Below are 14,385 nucleotides of genomic sequence, written 5' to 3' on the forward strand. Positions count from 1 at the left end.
ACGAGACCGGTATGGAACGCTCGACTATCGTCCGAGTGCAGGATGGCCTGCACGCCCGACCTGCCACACGCTTTGTGCGCCTCGCCAAGGGGTTCGAGAGTGAGGTGGAGATCGTAAAGGGAGAGAAGGCAGTCAGTGCCAAGAGTTCGGTTAAGCTGATGCTGCTTGGCGTGAAGGAGAATGACGAAGTCTCCATTCGCGCCGAGGGTGCCGATGCCATAGAGGCCGTCGATGCGCTCATTGCCTATCTGGAAAACCCGCTTTCGGGGATCGAAGAGGGTGCCGGCGAGAGTACGGCGCAGCCGTCTGAGCCTCAGAAAGAGGCTATTCCTCAAAAAAAGGCGGCTGATGCAGAAAATCTGACCGATGAGGCAGGGCTGCATGGTGTCGCTGCTAGCGCCGGCCTCGGGCTTGGCCCCGTCTTTGCGCATTTCCCGCAACAGATCGTGCCTGCCAACAAGACGCTTTCAGCCGAGGAAATCGGCCCGGAGAAGAAGCGCTTTGAAGATGCGGTGTTGCGGCTTCAGGAGAAGCTCGACCGCTCGCTTGCATCCGATGGCATGCAGGAAAGCGACCGCGGAATTGTCGCGGCCCTGCGTGACATTGCCTCCGACGATGCGCTGCGCGATGAGACCCTCGCTGCCATAGACGGTGGACTCGATGCCGTGTCCGCCGTTATCGCCGCCTCCTCAAACCTGGCAGATGAGTTTCGCAAGCTGGACGATGCCTATATGGCGGCTCGTGCCGAGGACATGGAGTCCATTGCGCGGCAGATATGTCTGACGCTTCTCGGGCAGGAAGATGCCCGCCTTGATGACATCCCAGACGGTGCAATTCTGGTTGCCGAGGACATCGGTGCCTGGGATCTGGCGCGCGCGCCACTCAAGCGTCTTGGCGGTGTGGTGTGTGGACATGGCGGCGCTACCTCGCATGTGGCGATCATCGCCCGCACCCACGGCATTCCGGCGGTGCTTGGCCTTGGTGAGGCCGTCAACCAGTTGCGTGAAGCCAAGGAAGCAGCCATCGACGGCCATACAGGGCAGGTTGTTGTCGAGCCGGATGCGGAGACCCGTGCCCGTTTTGCCGAGATGATCGGGGCTGCCGCGCGTGAAAAGGAAGCTCTCAAAGCTTACAAGGATGTGGTGCCGCGTCGGGCGGATGGAACGGTCATCCAGGTTGCCGCCAATCTCGGTTCGCTGGAAGAGGTCGAAGCCGCCCAGGAGGCCGGCGCGATGGGCGTTGGCCTGTTCCGCACCGAGCTTCTTTTCATGCGCCATATGCACCTTCCTTCTGAGGACATGCAGGCGGAAACCTATGCGGAACTCGCCCGTGCCTTTCCGGACCATCCGGTTATCGTGCGCACGCTCGATATTGGCGGTGACAAGCCGATCTCCGGCGTGGAGTTTCCGGAAGAAGAGAACCCCTTTCTTGGCTGGCGCGGCATTCGCATGTGCCTTGATCGGCCGGATATCTTCAAGGTGCAGCTTCGCGCGCTTCTGCGCGCTGCCGTTCATGGCAATCTGCGAGTGATGCTGCCGATGGTCTCGGATGTTGAGGAAGTGCGCCGCACCCGCGCCCTCATCGATGAATGTGCAGCCGAGCTGAAAGCCGAAGGGGTGGCCTGCGGCGAATTTCCGCTGGGGGTCATGATCGAGACGCCGGCTGCCGTTTTCGGTGCAGCAGCACTGGCAAAGGAGGTTTCGTTCTTTTCGATCGGCACCAACGACCTGACCCAGTATGTGATGGCTGCGGATCGCCTCAATCCCTCGGTCGCCAATCTTAACGACGCCGCTCATCCGGCCGTGATGGCGGCGGTGGAGCAGGCGGCAAAGGCTGCGGTGGAAGCGGGTATCGAAATCGGCATGTGTGGCGAGGCCGCCGCGCGCCCCGATCTTATACCGGAATTCATCCGCATGGGGCTGACGGAGCTCAGCATGAGCCCCGCGTCCATCCAGGCAACCAAGAAACAGCTCTCGGAGCTTCTTGAGACAACGGCCTGATCACACCGTCTATGGAAGATGGGTGAGCAGGCTTTCAAAGACCGCCGTCAGGTCGGCGATCGGTTGGTCCGCCGCGAGGCTGCGGGCCATCCGATCCCGGCGCGCTGAAATGGCCATCGTGGCGATGTCAAGCAGATCCGAAGCGGGCAGACTCTCGTCGAACCCGATCAGCGCCGAGGCGAGGAGCCCCGGTGCAAAGACAAGTATGCCTGCTTTCGCATCCTGTGTGGAAGGCGACGCTGCCGGATCGCTCAAAGCGCTGCGGCAAATGTCCTGAACGAGATGTGCAAGCATGCCAGCGATCAGTGCACGCTTCGCTTCGTGTTCGGTGGCATTCTTCAGAGCCAGAACCATGTGGCCCTGCCGTCGACGTAGCGCCTCATGGGCCGCGGTGAACCCGGTTTCGCGAATCACTGGGGGCCCGGCAGACTCGAGGGTGGCCGCCAGGATTTTTGCTGCACGATACATGTGGCGCCTGAAAGCGTGTTCACCAGCGTTTGGATCACTGAAATAATCGCCGAGCGGCCATAGGACCAGTTCGTGTTTCTGGGCACCTGGAAGTACGGTCCGGGATGCGGTTTCGGCCAGCGTCAGTGTGTCGTCTACCATGCTCGCGGCACGCCCCAGGAGTTTCTCCATGTCGCTGAAGTGCTTGCCTGCGGCGGTTGTCGCCTGCCGCTCATGCCTGTGAGAACGCAGGAAGTCTCGTATGTCCCGCAAGCGGTCCTTGAGATGAATCGCCATGTCTTGCGAGGCGTCACGGAGCATAAAGTAGTATCCCTGGGTAATCAGTTTTCTGCTACCGGGCATTGACCCGATGGCGACATCATTGTTTTGGTCTTTCCGGAAATCAAGCCAGATGCTTGTATCCGCCCCGGGGGAAAAATGCAGGAAGACCATATGAGCAAGGCGAAGGCGCGCAAACAGTCCGCTGGGCAGCCCGCCGGTACGACCAGTTCCGGGGAGATCGCGATTGTGCCAGGCAGGGGAGGCGTGACCAGCAAGACGGATCGACTGCGCGTGCGTGCCGCATGGATGTATTTCGTCGAGCAGAAGACGCAGAACGAAATCGCAGAGATCCTCGGTATAGGCCGGGTCAGCGTGGTGCGGATGCTTGCCGATGCGCGCGCCCGCAACGAAGTGAAGATCACCATCGAAGGCGACCTTGCGGAGATAACCCGCATCGAGCGCGCGCTGGAGGATCGCTTCGGGCTGGAGCGTGCAGTTGTCGCGCCGCTTTCTGACCCCAACGCAGACCCCATTCCCGCAATCAGTGCGGCCACCGGCAGTTTCGTATCAGATGTGATGGCGGCCGGCATGTCGGTAGGTGTCGGCTGGGGGCGCACGCTTTTCGGTTCTCTGCCCTTCATTCGAGCGCGACCGCTGGCAGATTTCAAGGTGATCTCGCTTCTCGGTGGCGTGGGCGTTGCCCGGCGTTTTAATCCCGCCGAGTTCGCATGGCGGTTTGCGCGCGCCTTCCAGGGCGATGGCTATCTCATTCCCGCACCTGCCGTGGTCGACAGCGTCGAAACGAAAACGGCTCTGGTCGAGCGTTGCGGTCTGCATGAAATCCTCGCACTTGCCGATACGCTGGACGCCGTTATTGTCTCGGTGGGTGGCTTAGCGTCCGCCACCACTTTTTATCGCGGAGGCTATCTGACCGAGGCAGTGCGCGCTGCTCTCGAGGAAAAGGGCGCGGTCGGTGACATTCTCTATCACTTCTACGATATTGATGGGCAACTCGTGGACCATCCGATCAACGATCGTGTGATGTCCGTTGATGTCGATCGTCTGCGCCGGGCGCCGATGCGCATCCTGACTTCCGGTGGTGATGACAAGATCGAAGCGCTTATCGGCGCCATGAAACTCGTTGAGCCGACAGTCTTCATCACGGACGAGGAGAGCGCCCGCAGCATCCTCGCTCAAGCCTGATCGCCGCAAATCCATCAATTTCAGGCCGGATGTGTGAATTCGGTCTCTGCGCGGCTATAAGTGTCAAAAGCATTCAAGTCGGCGGCAGATCGCATAGGGGAGCTTTATTCTACGATGGTGGACAGGTTTGCGCGGCGCTTTCTGCCTTCCTTCTCCGTTCTGCGCAGCTTCGCATCCGCCGCGCGGCATCAGAGCTTCACCCTGGCTGCGGAGGAGCTCAATCTGACACAGAGCGCTGTCAGCCGCCACATTCGCGACATGGAAACTGCGCTCGGCTTCAGCCTGTTCCGGCGTGTGGGGCGGCGCGTGGTCCTGACACCGGCTGGCAAAAATCTCGCCGATGCCCTTGAGGACGATCTCAGTCGCATCACCCAGACCCTGCATCGGGCCATCGCCGCCGGGATGTCGGGGGCAACGCTCAATGTGGCGAGCCTGCCTACCTTTGCCAGTCGATGGCTCATCCCGCGACTGCCGGGATTCGAGAAGGCGCATCCGGGCATCGGGATCAATCTGACTGCACGCATCAATCCCTTCGACCTGGCTCACGAGCGCTTTGACGTGGCCATTCATTTCGGGCGTGACAACTGGCCAGATGCGCAGCTAACCAAGTTCTGCGATGAGGAGATGATCGCGGTTGCCTCGCCGCAATTCATGGAGATGAACGGAGTTCGTGGCCCGGAAGGCCTTCTCGACGCACCGCTTCTTCATCTCCAGAGCAGACCGGGAGCCTGGGGTGACTGGATGCATGAGGCCGGGCTGCAGGACGTTCCAGCGCTCCCCGGCAAACAGTTTGATCAGTTCACCATGGTCATCGCCGGTGCGGCTGCGGGGCTTGGGGCCGGGCTTGTGCCTGCCTACCTCATTGAAGAGGAGTTGCGCTCCGGCCTTCTGGTTCAGGTGGGGGACACAGCCCTCAAGACGCAGAACAGCTATTTCATCGTGCGGCCGCTGGGTGTCGAAAACCCACTGGCGGACGCCTTCGTTTCGTGGATTCTCGCGCAGGTCTAGCGTGGTGGTCCTTGTGTTGCCTTGCCACCGGTCAGGCTGGTTTGCATGACCCTACATCATGAATACAGTCCGATTTTCCATTTCCCATCCTTAGCGGCCCTCCCTACATTCCGGGCAGGGGCCGGTCTGGCCGCGCGGCATTTGTCCGCGTTTCGCAAAAAGATTATCCAGGGAGCGAAGCACCCATGAACGTCAAGAATGAAACACGCGAGCTTTTGAAGCGCCTCGGCGTTGACGAGAAGGCTTTTACCGGTGGCGACCTCTCGGTGCGCACGCCGGTCACCGGCGAGGAAATCGCCGCAGTCTCCTCCATCTCGGCAAACGAGACCGGTGCTGCCATCGAGCGCGCCCAAGAGGCTTTCAAGACATGGCGCAATGTGCCCGCGCCGCGGCGCGGCGAGTTGGTGCGGCTTCTTGGTGAGGAACTGCGTGCGTCAAAGGACGACCTGGGGCGTCTGGTGTCGATCGAGGTCGGCAAGATTCGCTCGGAGGGCCTCGGCGAGGTCCAGGAGATGATCGACATTTGCGATTTCGCGGTCGGCCTCTCACGGCAGCTCTATGGCCTGACCATTGCCACCGAGCGCCCCGGACATCGCATGATGGAGACCTGGCATCCGCTCGGCGTCGTCGGCGTCATCTCCGCCTTTAACTTCCCGGTGGCGGTGTGGTCGTGGAATGCCGCTCTTGCTTTCGTTTGCGGCGACAGCGTCGTCTGGAAACCGTCCGAAAAGACGCCCCTGACAGCGCTTGCCTGCGAGGCCATCTTCAAACGGGCAGTCAAGCGCTTTGGAGATGACGCGCCGGCAGATCTTCTCACCGTCCTCATTGGTGATCGCGCCGTGGGGGAAGTGATGGTCGATCATCCGAAGGTGCCGCTGGTTTCGGCCACCGGTTCCACGCGGATGGGCCGCGAAGTCGGTCCGCGCCTGGCAAAGCGCTTTGCCCGCGCGCTGCTGGAGCTTGGTGGCAACAATGCCGGCATTGTCTGCCCTTCGGCAGATCTCGACATGGCGCTGCGTGCCATTGCCTTTGGTGCCATGGGCACCGCCGGGCAGCGCTGCACCACACTGCGCCGCCTCTTCGTGCACGAATCCGTCTACGACGCGCTCCTGCCGCGTCTGCGAAAGGCTTATGAATCGGTGTCCGTCGGCAGCCCGCTCACGACCGATGCGCTGGTTGGCCCCCTGATCGACAAGGGTGCATTCGACAATATGCAGAAAGCGCTTGAAGAGGCGAAGAAGCTCGGCGGCAAGGTCGTTGGCGGCGGGCGTTTCGACAGCGGTGATGCCGATGCCTACTACGCCCATCCGGCTCTGGTCGAAATGCCGGAACAGGCGGGTGTCGTTCTTGAAGAGACTTTTGCTCCGATCCTCTACGTGATGAAGTACAGCGATTTCGACGAGGCGCTTGAACTTCACAACGCCGTGGGGGCAGGGCTTTCATCCTGCGTGTTCACCACCGATATGCGTGAGGCCGAGGAATTTCTCAGCGCACGTGGTTCAGACTGTGGCATCGCCAATGTCAACATTGGCACATCCGGCGCTGAGATCGGCGGTGCGTTCGGTGGCGAAAAGGAAACCGGCGGTGGCCGCGAATCGGGCTCCGACGCCTGGAAGGCTTACATGCGCCGTGCGACAAATACGGTGAACTACTCAAAGGAGCTGCCGCTCGCACAGGGCGTCTCCTTCGACATCGAATAGGAACACAGGCCATTAATTGCAAAGGGCGGCTTCGGGCCGCCCTTTTCTTTATCCGGTTTTCCGCCGGGTTCACTCCATTCCGAGTGCGGCTTTGTAGAGGTCGATCATGGCTTCTTCTTCCTGGCGTTCGGCCTGGTCCTTCTTGCGCAGGCGCACGATTGTGCGCACGGCCTTGGTATCGAAGCCGTTGGCTTTCATTTCGGCGTAGACTTCCTTGATGTCCTCCGAAATGGTCTTCTTGTCTTCCTCAAGTCGCTCTACACGCTCAATGAAGGCGCGAAGCTGGCCAGCGGCCACTGTGTCGGCGGTCTCGGTCGTGATGTCGTCGGCCATGCGAAACTCCGGTCGATTGTTCTGAAAGCCCGCGAGTCGGGCGTTGAGGCGTGGCAGGTTCGATGCCCCAGAGAGCCCCATCGGTCAAGGGATTTGCTGATCTGGGCGAAGCTCTTGCTTGCCAGGTTGACGGTTGGTCAGCTTTCTTCCGGACGATTGGCCTCGAAAGCCGCTTTCTGTTCCGCACTTGCCTCGGTCTGATATTTCTCGCGCCATTCCGCATAGGGCATACCGTAGACGATCTCACGCGACTCCTCCTTGGAAAGCGCGATCCCTTCAGCTTCGGCGGCGTCCCTGTACCAGTTGGACAAGCAATTGCGGCAAAAGCCGGCCAGGTTCATCATGTCGATGTTCTGGACATCTGTCCGGGCGCGCAGGTGATCGATCAAACGGCGAAACGCGGCGGCTTCCAGGTCGCGCTTTTTTTCCTCACTCAGCGTTGTCATGCCTTCTCCCTCACATATGATCCGTTCGAGACCCAAAGTGCTTCACCTGATGGATATCGGGCCGCGTATTGATGGCTTCAAGCATCGGGGCCAGCCTTTCTGCCCAGGCGATTGCACCGTCTTGGCCGGCAATCAAATCCTGGCGAATTTCGATGAGCGCATAGGGAAAGCCTCGCGTCGTGGCGTGCTGATGCATGGTATCGCCAGGATAGGCGCCGTCATAGGGTTCGTTGTCGCCTACCGTGAGATCGCCATCGGCTCTCAGCGCTGCAATCAGCGGGCCTGCCGCCCGGTTGTCGATGTCCCAAAGCACACCCACCTCCCAGGGCCGTTTGCGGCCGAGCAGCGACGGCGTGAAGGAGTGGATGGCGATGATCAATGGTGCGCCACCGGTTGTTTGCCGCACTCCATCCACCGCCTCGGCCACGGCGTGGTGGAAGGGTTGATAAAAGCGTTCAATCCGGTTTTGCCGCTCCTCCGGGGGCAGAGGGTAGTTTCCGGGAATGATCGTTCCGTCGTAGAGCTGTCTGATCAGGGTCGGGTCGTCGATGCCGCGGTTGGGATCGATGAGCAGTCTTGAGAAGCCGCCCAGAACCGCAGGTACGCCAAGCCTTGCGGAGAGGGCGCGGGTCACCGCCTCCACGCCGATGTCGTAGGCAATATGACGTTCAAGCTCTGATGCCGGCAGACCTAGCGCGCCGTATGTTTCAGGCAGCGCCCGCTTTGCGTGGTCGGCAACCAGGACCAGCCCCCTGGCGGGATCACCGGGAATCAATTCAAACGGTGATGTGAAGGTGAGGGCGTTCATCAGGCAGGTCCCGGGAAAACTGGTGCGGTCATAAATGTGCGCCTATCACGGCGTAATCTCGTCCTTTCATGATGCGCGCTGTTCTGCAAGGCAGTGATGGAAAACACGCGCTCGCAGGCAATGGCGCGTTGACAGGGGGCCGGACATTGCCGAAAAGGAAAATATGCTCAGGTCGAATTCAAGGTTCTCAAAAATGCTTCGACGGGCGTCGCACGCGAAACGCCGGTGGGCTCTTCTGCTTGCTGCAGCGGCCGGATTGGGGGGCGTTGTTTTCGCGCCCACGCCGGCGTTTGCAGATTTTCGCGTCTGTAACTCCACACAGAATCTTGTTGGTGTCGCCATAGGCTATCGCACAGCTTCGGGCTGGGTGAGCGAGGGATGGTGGCGGATCGAGAAATCAAGTTGCAAGACCCTGATCGAGGGGCCGCTTGAATCACGCTATTATTACCTCTACGCCGAGGACGCTGCCAGCGGCGGCCGATGGGAGGGTAATGTACAGATGTGTGTTGCACTGACCGAGTTCAAGATTGCCGGTACCAATGATTGTTTTGCGCGGGGCTTCCAGCGTGCCGGCTTCCAGGAATATGACACGCGTGAGCAGGAAAACTGGATGGTGGATTTGACCGACGGACCGGCCGACAACAGTACGCTGACGAATTCGGATGCCTCCCAATGAGGCGCAATCGCAAGGTCAAGATTCTCGCCACACTCGGGCCCGCTTCTTCAGAAGAAGAGAGCATCCAGCGCCTCTTCGAGGCCGGGGCCGATGTGTTCCGCATCAATATGAGCCACGCCAGCCACGATCTGATGCGCACGCTGGTGGGGCGCATCCGTGCAGTAGAGAAGAAGGTGGGCCATCCCATCGGCATTCTGGCCGATCTGCAGGGGCCCAAGCTCCGTGTGGGCACCTTTGCCGAGAAGAGTGTCGAGCTTTCCATCGGTCAGACCTTCACTCTCGATGACAATTCCGAGCCCGGCAATGACAAGCGGGTTCATTTGCCGCACCCCGAAATCCTGAAATCGGTGGAGCCGGGACACCGCCTGCTTATCGATGACGGGCGGTTGCAACTCAAGGCGGTCAAAAATGACGGCAAGGCGATCACCTGTGAGGTGGTGGCCGGCAACAAAATCTCCGACCGCAAGGGCGTCAGCCTGCCGGACACGGACCTCCCCATGGGGGCGCTCACGGATAAGGATCGCAAGGATCTCGATGCGGTGCTTTCTTCCGACGTTGACTGGATCGCGCTCTCCTTCATTCAGCGACCCGAAGATCTGGCCGAGGTGCGCAAGGTGGCGCGCGGTCGGGCTGCGCTTCTTGCCAAGATCGAGAAGCCGCAGGCGGTGAAGCGCCTGGCCGAGATCATCGAGCTTTCCGATGCGCTGATGGTGGCGCGCGGCGATCTTGGCGTGGAAATGCCGCTCGAGGCCGTTCCGGGCATCCAGAAGCAGATCACCCGTGCCTGCCGGCGCGCAGGCAAGCCGGTTGTCGTGGCCACGCAAATGCTGGAATCGATGATTTCCGCCCCTGTGCCGACCCGCGCGGAGGTTTCCGATGTTGCGACCGCCGTCTTCGAGGGAGCTGATGCGGTGATGCTGTCGGCGGAGTCTGCGGCGGGGGACTATCCGGTCGAGGCGGTTGCGACAATGAACTCGATCGCTACCAAGGTGGAACAGGATCCCACCTATCCGACCATCATTTATGGCCAGCGGACCGAGCCAGAGCCAACCGGCGCCGATGCGATCTCCATGGCCGCGCGTCAGATCGCGGAAACGCTCAACCTTTCGGCGATCATTTCCTACACTTCCTCGGGCACTACGGGCCTGCGCGCGGCTCGTGAGAGGCCGCAGGTGCCGATCATTGCTCTGTCGCCGGTGGTGGAGACCGCACGACGCCTGTCGCTCGTCTGGGGCACGCATTGCGTTGTTACAGAGGATGCGGCAGATCTGGACGACATGGTCAACCGTGCCTGCCGCATTGCCTATCAAGAAGGGTTTGCGAAGCCCGGCAATCGCGTGATCGTCACGGCCGGTGTGCCGCTCGGTACGCCCGGTGCGACCAATATGCTGCGCATCGCCTATATCGGTTCGGACGGTCTGGGCGGTATCTGACCCGGTGTTGAATGTGTTGACGACCGGCCGGCGCGTCCGCCGGTCGTTTAAGGTCACGGGATATTTTTACGCCTGAAGTTTTCTCAGATGCCCTGACCGGCCAGTTTGTCAGATATTTCGGCGACGGCGTTCTGCGCACTGCGAAGCATCGGGTAGATGTTCAGAACCTGCTCATAGGCGGTGAGCGCCTGTTCCTGCCGGCCTGTGGCCTGCAGGATGCGCGCCATTCCTGCCAGGGCGCCGAAATGGCGCGGCTCAAGCTCCAGCGTGCGCGATATGTCCGCCATCGAGCGGGCATAGTCGTTCATCATGAAATGAACCGTGGCCCGACGATTCCATCCCTCGGCATAGTCGGGGTACAGCATGACCACCTGATCGAGAAAATCGAGCGCTACGGAAAACTTCTCCGCCTTGATGGCATCGTTCGCCCAGCCAATGAGCAGATTCGCGGTATCACTGCCTGAATTGGCCCACGTTTCGCCAATTCGCAGTGCAATGCGACGCGCGGCGCGTTCGTTGGTTTCTTTCTTGAGATCAAGGAATAGCGCATTGAGGCGCGCCTGCCTGTCGGGCGCCTGGGTTTCGAAGCCTGGCGCCGGCCTACTGCCTTCCGCCGCCTGCGCCATTGGCAGGCCCATGAGAGCAGCAACAAAAATAGCGATCATGAATCGTACCATGCCGCAATCATAGGCGCGGCATGGTTAAAGAGAAACTGAATTTCGCGTGAGGACCGCCAGAATCGGCGGATCAGCCCTGCCGTGCCTTGAAGCGCGGGTTGGACTTGTTGATGATGTAGATGCGGCCCTTGCGACGGACCATGCGGTTTTCCCGGTGACGGGTCTTCAGCGCCTTGAGCGAGTTTTTGATCTTCATCGTTCTTGTCCGTGGTTGGCCTTGCGGCCCGAAATGAGAAGGCGCGCATCCATGGCGCGCCACAAGTCGATGGGCTCATAGACGAGGATGCTTGTCCGTGTCAACCTTTCGGCGGGTCGCGGTGGATGAATCGCGTGATTCAGGCGGCTGAAAATGTCGGTCCTGCATCGATGATGCAGCTCAGAGGAGTTTGATATGTCTTTTCGCCATTATCTTTGTTCGGTCGCCATCCTGGCACTGGTACTTGCCCCCTTCGGTTTCGTAGCCCACGCTGAGGATCTGGACTGCGACAATGCGCAGACGCAACTCGACATGACGCAGTGTGCAGCCAGGGAGTATGAAGCTGCCGACAAGGCGCTGAACGCTCAGTATGCCTCTGTGAGACAGCGGTATTCAGGGAATGAGGATGCACGCACCCTGTTGCGCGACGCGCAGCGGGCGTGGATCGGCTTTCGTGACGCTCACTGCGATCTTGAGACACTGGCCGTGCGCGGCGGTTCCATAGAACCAATGATCCGCGCTCAATGCCTTCAGAAGCTCACCGAGGAGCGTACAGAGCAGCTGGCGGCCCTTGCCGAATGCGAGGAAGGCGATCTCAGCTGCGTGTGAGGCGCGTGAAGTGGCCCATCTTGCGGCCAGGCCTGCTTTCGGTCTTGCCGTAGAGATGGAGCATCAGATCAGGTTCTCTGAGCAGTTCCGGTGCGCTTAGCACTTCATCGCCGATCAGGTTTTCCATCACGCAGTTTGAATGGCGGCGTGTGTCGCCGAGCGGCAGGCCGGCCACGGCGCGAATGTGCTGTTCGAACTGGGAGACGGTGCAGGCCGCTTCGGTCCAGTGTCCGGAATTGTGGACTCGTGGTGCAATCTCGTTGACGAGGACCTTGCCACTATCGAGCACAAAAAACTCCACGCCAAGCACGCCCACATAGTGCAGCGAACCCAGAATTTCAGTCGCCGCCTGTTTTGCCGCGCCGAGAGTTCCGGGGTCGACACGGGCGGGCACGGTTGAGCGATGCAGGATGCCGTCCCTGTGCTCGTTCTCAGCAGGGTCGTAGATGGCGATGCTTCCGTCTATTGATCGCGCAGCGATTACGGAAATTTCCCGTCGGAACGGAACCAGGGCTTCCAGAATGAGGGGAACGCCTCCCATTTCGGAGAAAACACCTTGGTGTGTGCCGGGATCGACGTTGCGAAAGACACGCTGGCCCTTGCCGTCATAGCCCATTCGGCGCGTCTTGAGCACACCACCTGAAAAACGCTCGAGCCCGCGCGCAAGGTCGTCATCATTGTCCACAGACATGAAGGGGGCTGTGGATATCCCTGCGGCGTTCAGGAAAATTTTTTCCGCCAGCCTGTCCTGTGCTGCCTCAAGAGCTTCCGGAGGGGGGAAGACGGAAACTTCCTCGGATAGAGACAAGGCCGTTGCTACAGGCACATTCTCAAACTCGTAGGTTATGACATCGCTCTGCCGGAGGAGTGCCTTGAGAGCGGGCGTGTCATCATAGGCGGCGTGAATGAAAGTGTTGGCAACCTGAGCTGCGGGACTGTCACCGGCGGGGTCCAGCACCACGGTGCGGTAGCCCAGTTTCGCTGCGGCCATCGCCAGCATGCGTCCAAGCTGGCCTCCGCCGAGGATTCCAATCGTGGCGCCTTGAGGGAGCGGAGCATTCATGCTCAATCGACCGGATAGTCGGCGACGCTCGCCGTCTGTTCTGTGCGCCAGGCATCAAGCCGGTCTGCCAGGTTCTCGTCGTGGAGCGCCAACACGGCCGCGGACAGCAGCGCTGCGTTGATCGCGCCGGCGCGGCCGATGGCAAGTGTTCCCACCGGGACACCAGCCGGCATCTGCACGATGGAAAGAAGTGAATCCTGCCCGGCAAGCGCTTTCGATTCTACCGGTACGCCAAAGACGGGAAGCGGGGTCAATGCGGCGGTCATGCCTGGAAGGTGAGCAGCGCCACCAGCGCCTGCGATAATCGTCTGAAAACCCTCGTCGCGGGCGTTCCTGGCGAAGTCGTAGAGACGCTCCGGCGTACGGTGCGCAGAGACAATTCTCGCCTCATATTCTACACCGAGCTGGTCGAGCGTGTCTGCGGCATGCCGCATTGTTGCCCAGTCGGATTGGCTCCCCATGATAATCGCCACTCGGGCGGACCGCTCAGCCATCAAATCCCCTCGCATTCAAAAATGAGGCTGTAGTCAAAACCGGACGCCATCGCAAGCTTGCCTGGCGGCAAGTCCCCCATTCAAGAGAACTCAGGCGATGATGTCCGGGATAATATTGTCTTCCAGTTCCTGGAGCCTGTCTTTCAAAGCCAGTTTCTTTTTCTTCATGCGCTGGATGCGAAGTGGATCGCAACCGGTGGCGATCATCGCGTTGATTGCGGCATCGAAATCCGCGTGATCCTGTTTGAGGCGGGCGAATTCCAGACGTATCTCCGCCTGTTCCTGTTCAGATGTCACCACAGTCAGTTGACCTACATGCGCGAAACTTTGGCTGCAAACACAAATGCGGGGTCCGTTGTTGAGTCCGCATCTCAGTCCGCAACCCAGCGACGCCGTCGAGATCATCCCGGCAGCGGCGGCGCTTATACCACATTTCAGTGTTTCAGGAAATGCTACCAGACGGTGTTCGACAAGCCACATTTGTGATGGCACACTATTCTGATCGCCGGTTCCTGCGGGCGGGCATCGGGGCCGGTGAGTTCTCGAGGAAGCAAAGGAGATCCCAATCATGTCTCTTGAATCCCATCTTGCAGAGTTGAAGCGTAAACACGGCGAACTGGAGCGTGAAATCGACAATGCGAAGCTCCATCCATCTGTAGACGAACTCGATGTGGCTCAACTCAAGCGACGCAAGCTGGCCATCAAGGACGAGATGGAAAAGCTCAAGTCGGCGGTTACCCGTCACTAGGTCATTGCACATCCATTCGGATGCGCGTGAAACAACCTGACGCATAGACGGAACGTCTGATCAACTGAAAGCCGGAGCCCCATTCCGGCCGATGTTTCAGGGGCACTTTGCGAAGCGAAATCGATTGAAGAGATTTCGTCTTGTGGCAGGACTGTCAGCCGGACATCACAGATGTTCCCGTGGCTGGCGGATTGCTTTTTGACATGCGGTCCGCACAGGGCCTTCGGCCTCCGCCTCGAATGTTTCCGGGTGCGGGGGCCTT

General features: G+C 60.1%; 17 protein-coding genes. 8 read left to right on the forward strand and 9 right to left on the reverse strand.

Going from position 1 to position 14,385, the window contains the following annotated elements; translation table 11 throughout:
• Positions 1-11: 11 nt before the first annotated feature.
• Positions 12-2,000: a phosphoenolpyruvate--protein phosphotransferase gene (gene ptsP / locus P2W41_RS02455; protein ID WP_404934210.1), complete on the forward strand. Its 1,989-nt coding sequence runs from the start codon at positions 12-14 to the stop codon at positions 1,998-2,000.
• A gap of 9 nt (positions 2,001-2,009) precedes the next feature.
• On the opposite strand, the gene P2W41_RS02460 is transcribed toward ptsP, so the two are convergent.
• Positions 2,010-2,744 carry a hypothetical protein gene (locus P2W41_RS02460; protein ID WP_404934211.1) on the reverse strand — a complete coding sequence of 245 codons (735 nt, stop codon included), beginning with the start codon at positions 2,742-2,744 and terminating at the stop codon, positions 2,010-2,012.
• A 156-nt stretch (positions 2,745-2,900) separates the two neighbouring features.
• Here P2W41_RS02460 and P2W41_RS02465 point away from each other — a divergent pair, with 156 nt between their 5' ends.
• From P2W41_RS02465 to P2W41_RS02475, 3 genes are all read left to right on the forward strand, one after another.
• On the forward strand, positions 2,901-3,932 hold the full coding sequence (locus tag P2W41_RS02465) for a sugar-binding transcriptional regulator (RefSeq protein WP_292898093.1): 1,032 nt from the start codon (positions 2,901-2,903) through the stop codon (positions 3,930-3,932).
• Positions 3,933-4,046: 114 nt separating this feature from the next.
• Positions 4,047-4,940: a LysR substrate-binding domain-containing protein gene (locus P2W41_RS02470; RefSeq protein ID WP_404934212.1), complete on the forward strand. Its 894-nt coding sequence runs from the start codon at positions 4,047-4,049 to the stop codon at positions 4,938-4,940.
• Between the two features lie 185 nt (positions 4,941-5,125).
• Positions 5,126-6,640: an aldehyde dehydrogenase family protein gene (locus tag P2W41_RS02475; RefSeq protein WP_404934213.1), complete on the forward strand. Its 1,515-nt coding sequence runs from the start codon at positions 5,126-5,128 to the stop codon at positions 6,638-6,640.
• 69 nt (positions 6,641-6,709) lie between these two features.
• On the opposite strand, the gene P2W41_RS02480 is transcribed toward P2W41_RS02475, so the two are convergent.
• The 3 genes from P2W41_RS02480 to P2W41_RS02490 form a co-directional block, all read right to left on the reverse strand.
• Entirely contained in the window at positions 6,710-6,973 is a 264-nt protein-coding gene (locus tag P2W41_RS02480; RefSeq protein ID WP_229449591.1) for a DUF2312 domain-containing protein, read from the reverse strand.
• A gap of 137 nt (positions 6,974-7,110) precedes the next feature.
• Positions 7,111-7,419 carry a DUF1244 domain-containing protein gene (locus P2W41_RS02485; protein ID WP_404934214.1) on the reverse strand — a complete coding sequence of 103 codons (309 nt, stop codon included), beginning with the start codon at positions 7,417-7,419 and terminating at the stop codon, positions 7,111-7,113.
• Between the two features lie 10 nt (positions 7,420-7,429).
• Positions 7,430-8,227 (reverse strand): N-formylglutamate amidohydrolase, encoded by a 798-nt coding sequence (locus tag P2W41_RS02490; protein WP_404934215.1) that lies wholly within the window; start codon positions 8,225-8,227, stop codon positions 7,430-7,432.
• 193 nt (positions 8,228-8,420) lie between these two features.
• Here P2W41_RS02490 and P2W41_RS02495 point away from each other — a divergent pair, with 193 nt between their 5' ends.
• Both P2W41_RS02495 and pyk read left to right on the forward strand, forming a co-directional pair.
• Entirely contained in the window at positions 8,421-8,903 is a 483-nt protein-coding gene (locus tag P2W41_RS02495) for a DUF1036 domain-containing protein (protein ID WP_292898088.1), read from the forward strand.
• Positions 8,900-10,336 (forward strand): pyruvate kinase, encoded by a 1,437-nt coding sequence (pyk, locus tag P2W41_RS02500; protein ID WP_292898087.1) that lies wholly within the window; start codon positions 8,900-8,902, stop codon positions 10,334-10,336. Before P2W41_RS02495 ends, pyk begins: the two co-directional genes overlap by 4 nt.
• An 83-nt stretch (positions 10,337-10,419) precedes the next feature.
• On the opposite strand, the gene P2W41_RS02505 is transcribed toward pyk, so the two are convergent.
• Positions 10,420-11,013, reverse strand: a complete 594-nt coding sequence (locus P2W41_RS02505) for a hypothetical protein (RefSeq protein ID WP_292898086.1) — start codon at positions 11,011-11,013, stop codon at positions 10,420-10,422.
• A 70-nt stretch (positions 11,014-11,083) separates the two neighbouring features.
• Positions 11,084-11,209, reverse strand: a complete 126-nt coding sequence (gene ykgO / locus P2W41_RS02510) for a type B 50S ribosomal protein L36 (RefSeq protein ID WP_007008283.1) — start codon at positions 11,207-11,209, stop codon at positions 11,084-11,086.
• Positions 11,210-11,404: 195 nt separating this feature from the next.
• On the opposite strand from ykgO, the gene P2W41_RS02515 reads away from it, so the two are divergent.
• Positions 11,405-11,818: a lysozyme inhibitor LprI family protein gene (locus P2W41_RS02515; RefSeq protein WP_404934216.1), complete on the forward strand. Its 414-nt coding sequence runs from the start codon at positions 11,405-11,407 to the stop codon at positions 11,816-11,818.
• Here the strand turns inward: P2W41_RS02515 and P2W41_RS02520 are convergent.
• The 3 genes from P2W41_RS02520 to P2W41_RS02530 all read right to left on the reverse strand — a co-directional run bounded on the left by P2W41_RS02520 (position 11,805) and on the right by P2W41_RS02530 (position 13,675).
• Positions 11,805-12,881, reverse strand: coding sequence for a 5-(carboxyamino)imidazole ribonucleotide synthase (locus tag P2W41_RS02520; protein ID WP_404934217.1), 1,077 nt, complete (start codon positions 12,879-12,881; stop codon positions 11,805-11,807). The two genes, P2W41_RS02515 and P2W41_RS02520, sit on opposite strands and share 14 nt — an antisense overlap.
• A gap of 2 nt (positions 12,882-12,883) precedes the next feature.
• Entirely contained in the window at positions 12,884-13,375 is a 492-nt protein-coding gene (gene purE / locus P2W41_RS02525; RefSeq protein WP_404934218.1) for a 5-(carboxyamino)imidazole ribonucleotide mutase, read from the reverse strand.
• Positions 13,376-13,465: 90 nt separating this feature from the next.
• Positions 13,466-13,675 (reverse strand): YdcH family protein, encoded by a 210-nt coding sequence (locus P2W41_RS02530; RefSeq protein WP_171900098.1) that lies wholly within the window; start codon positions 13,673-13,675, stop codon positions 13,466-13,468.
• A gap of 268 nt (positions 13,676-13,943) precedes the next feature.
• On the opposite strand from P2W41_RS02530, the gene P2W41_RS02535 reads away from it, so the two are divergent.
• On the forward strand, positions 13,944-14,123 hold the full coding sequence (locus tag P2W41_RS02535) for a YdcH family protein (RefSeq protein WP_404934219.1): 180 nt from the start codon (positions 13,944-13,946) through the stop codon (positions 14,121-14,123).
• Positions 14,124-14,385: the final 262 nt, after the last annotated feature.

The sequence above is a fragment of the Nitratireductor sp. L15S-10 genome, from assembly GCF_045011005.1.
Lineage (GTDB): Bacteria > Pseudomonadota > Alphaproteobacteria > Rhizobiales > Rhizobiaceae > Nitratireductor.

Excerpts from the sequence above, each read along its gene's own strand:
- ptsP (WP_404934210.1), top strand. The coding sequence starts at position 12 with ATGGAACGCTCGACTATCGTCCGAGTGCAGGATGGCCTGCACGCCCGA.
- P2W41_RS02460 (WP_404934211.1), bottom strand. The coding sequence starts at position 2,744 with ATGGCGATTCATCTCAAGGACCGCTTGCGGGACATACGAGACTTCCTG.
- P2W41_RS02465 (WP_292898093.1), top strand. The coding sequence starts at position 2,901 with ATGAGCAAGGCGAAGGCGCGCAAACAGTCCGCTGGGCAGCCCGCCGGT.
- P2W41_RS02470 (WP_404934212.1), top strand. The coding sequence starts at position 4,047 with ATGGTGGACAGGTTTGCGCGGCGCTTTCTGCCTTCCTTCTCCGTTCTG.
- P2W41_RS02475 (WP_404934213.1), top strand. The coding sequence starts at position 5,126 with ATGAACGTCAAGAATGAAACACGCGAGCTTTTGAAGCGCCTCGGCGTT.
- P2W41_RS02480 (WP_229449591.1), bottom strand. The coding sequence starts at position 6,973 with ATGGCCGACGACATCACGACCGAGACCGCCGACACAGTGGCCGCTGGC.
- P2W41_RS02485 (WP_404934214.1), bottom strand. The coding sequence starts at position 7,419 with ATGACAACGCTGAGTGAGGAAAAAAAGCGCGACCTGGAAGCCGCCGCG.
- P2W41_RS02490 (WP_404934215.1), bottom strand. The coding sequence starts at position 8,227 with ATGAACGCCCTCACCTTCACATCACCGTTTGAATTGATTCCCGGTGAT.
- P2W41_RS02495 (WP_292898088.1), top strand. The coding sequence starts at position 8,421 with ATGCTTCGACGGGCGTCGCACGCGAAACGCCGGTGGGCTCTTCTGCTT.
- pyk (WP_292898087.1), top strand. The coding sequence starts at position 8,900 with ATGAGGCGCAATCGCAAGGTCAAGATTCTCGCCACACTCGGGCCCGCT.
- P2W41_RS02505 (WP_292898086.1), bottom strand. The coding sequence starts at position 11,013 with ATGGTACGATTCATGATCGCTATTTTTGTTGCTGCTCTCATGGGCCTG.
- ykgO (WP_007008283.1), bottom strand. The coding sequence starts at position 11,209 with ATGAAGATCAAAAACTCGCTCAAGGCGCTGAAGACCCGTCACCGGGAA.
- P2W41_RS02515 (WP_404934216.1), top strand. The coding sequence starts at position 11,405 with ATGTCTTTTCGCCATTATCTTTGTTCGGTCGCCATCCTGGCACTGGTA.
- P2W41_RS02520 (WP_404934217.1), bottom strand. The coding sequence starts at position 12,881 with ATGAATGCTCCGCTCCCTCAAGGCGCCACGATTGGAATCCTCGGCGGA.
- purE (WP_404934218.1), bottom strand. The coding sequence starts at position 13,375 with ATGGCTGAGCGGTCCGCCCGAGTGGCGATTATCATGGGGAGCCAATCC.
- P2W41_RS02535 (WP_404934219.1), top strand. The coding sequence starts at position 13,944 with ATGTCTCTTGAATCCCATCTTGCAGAGTTGAAGCGTAAACACGGCGAA.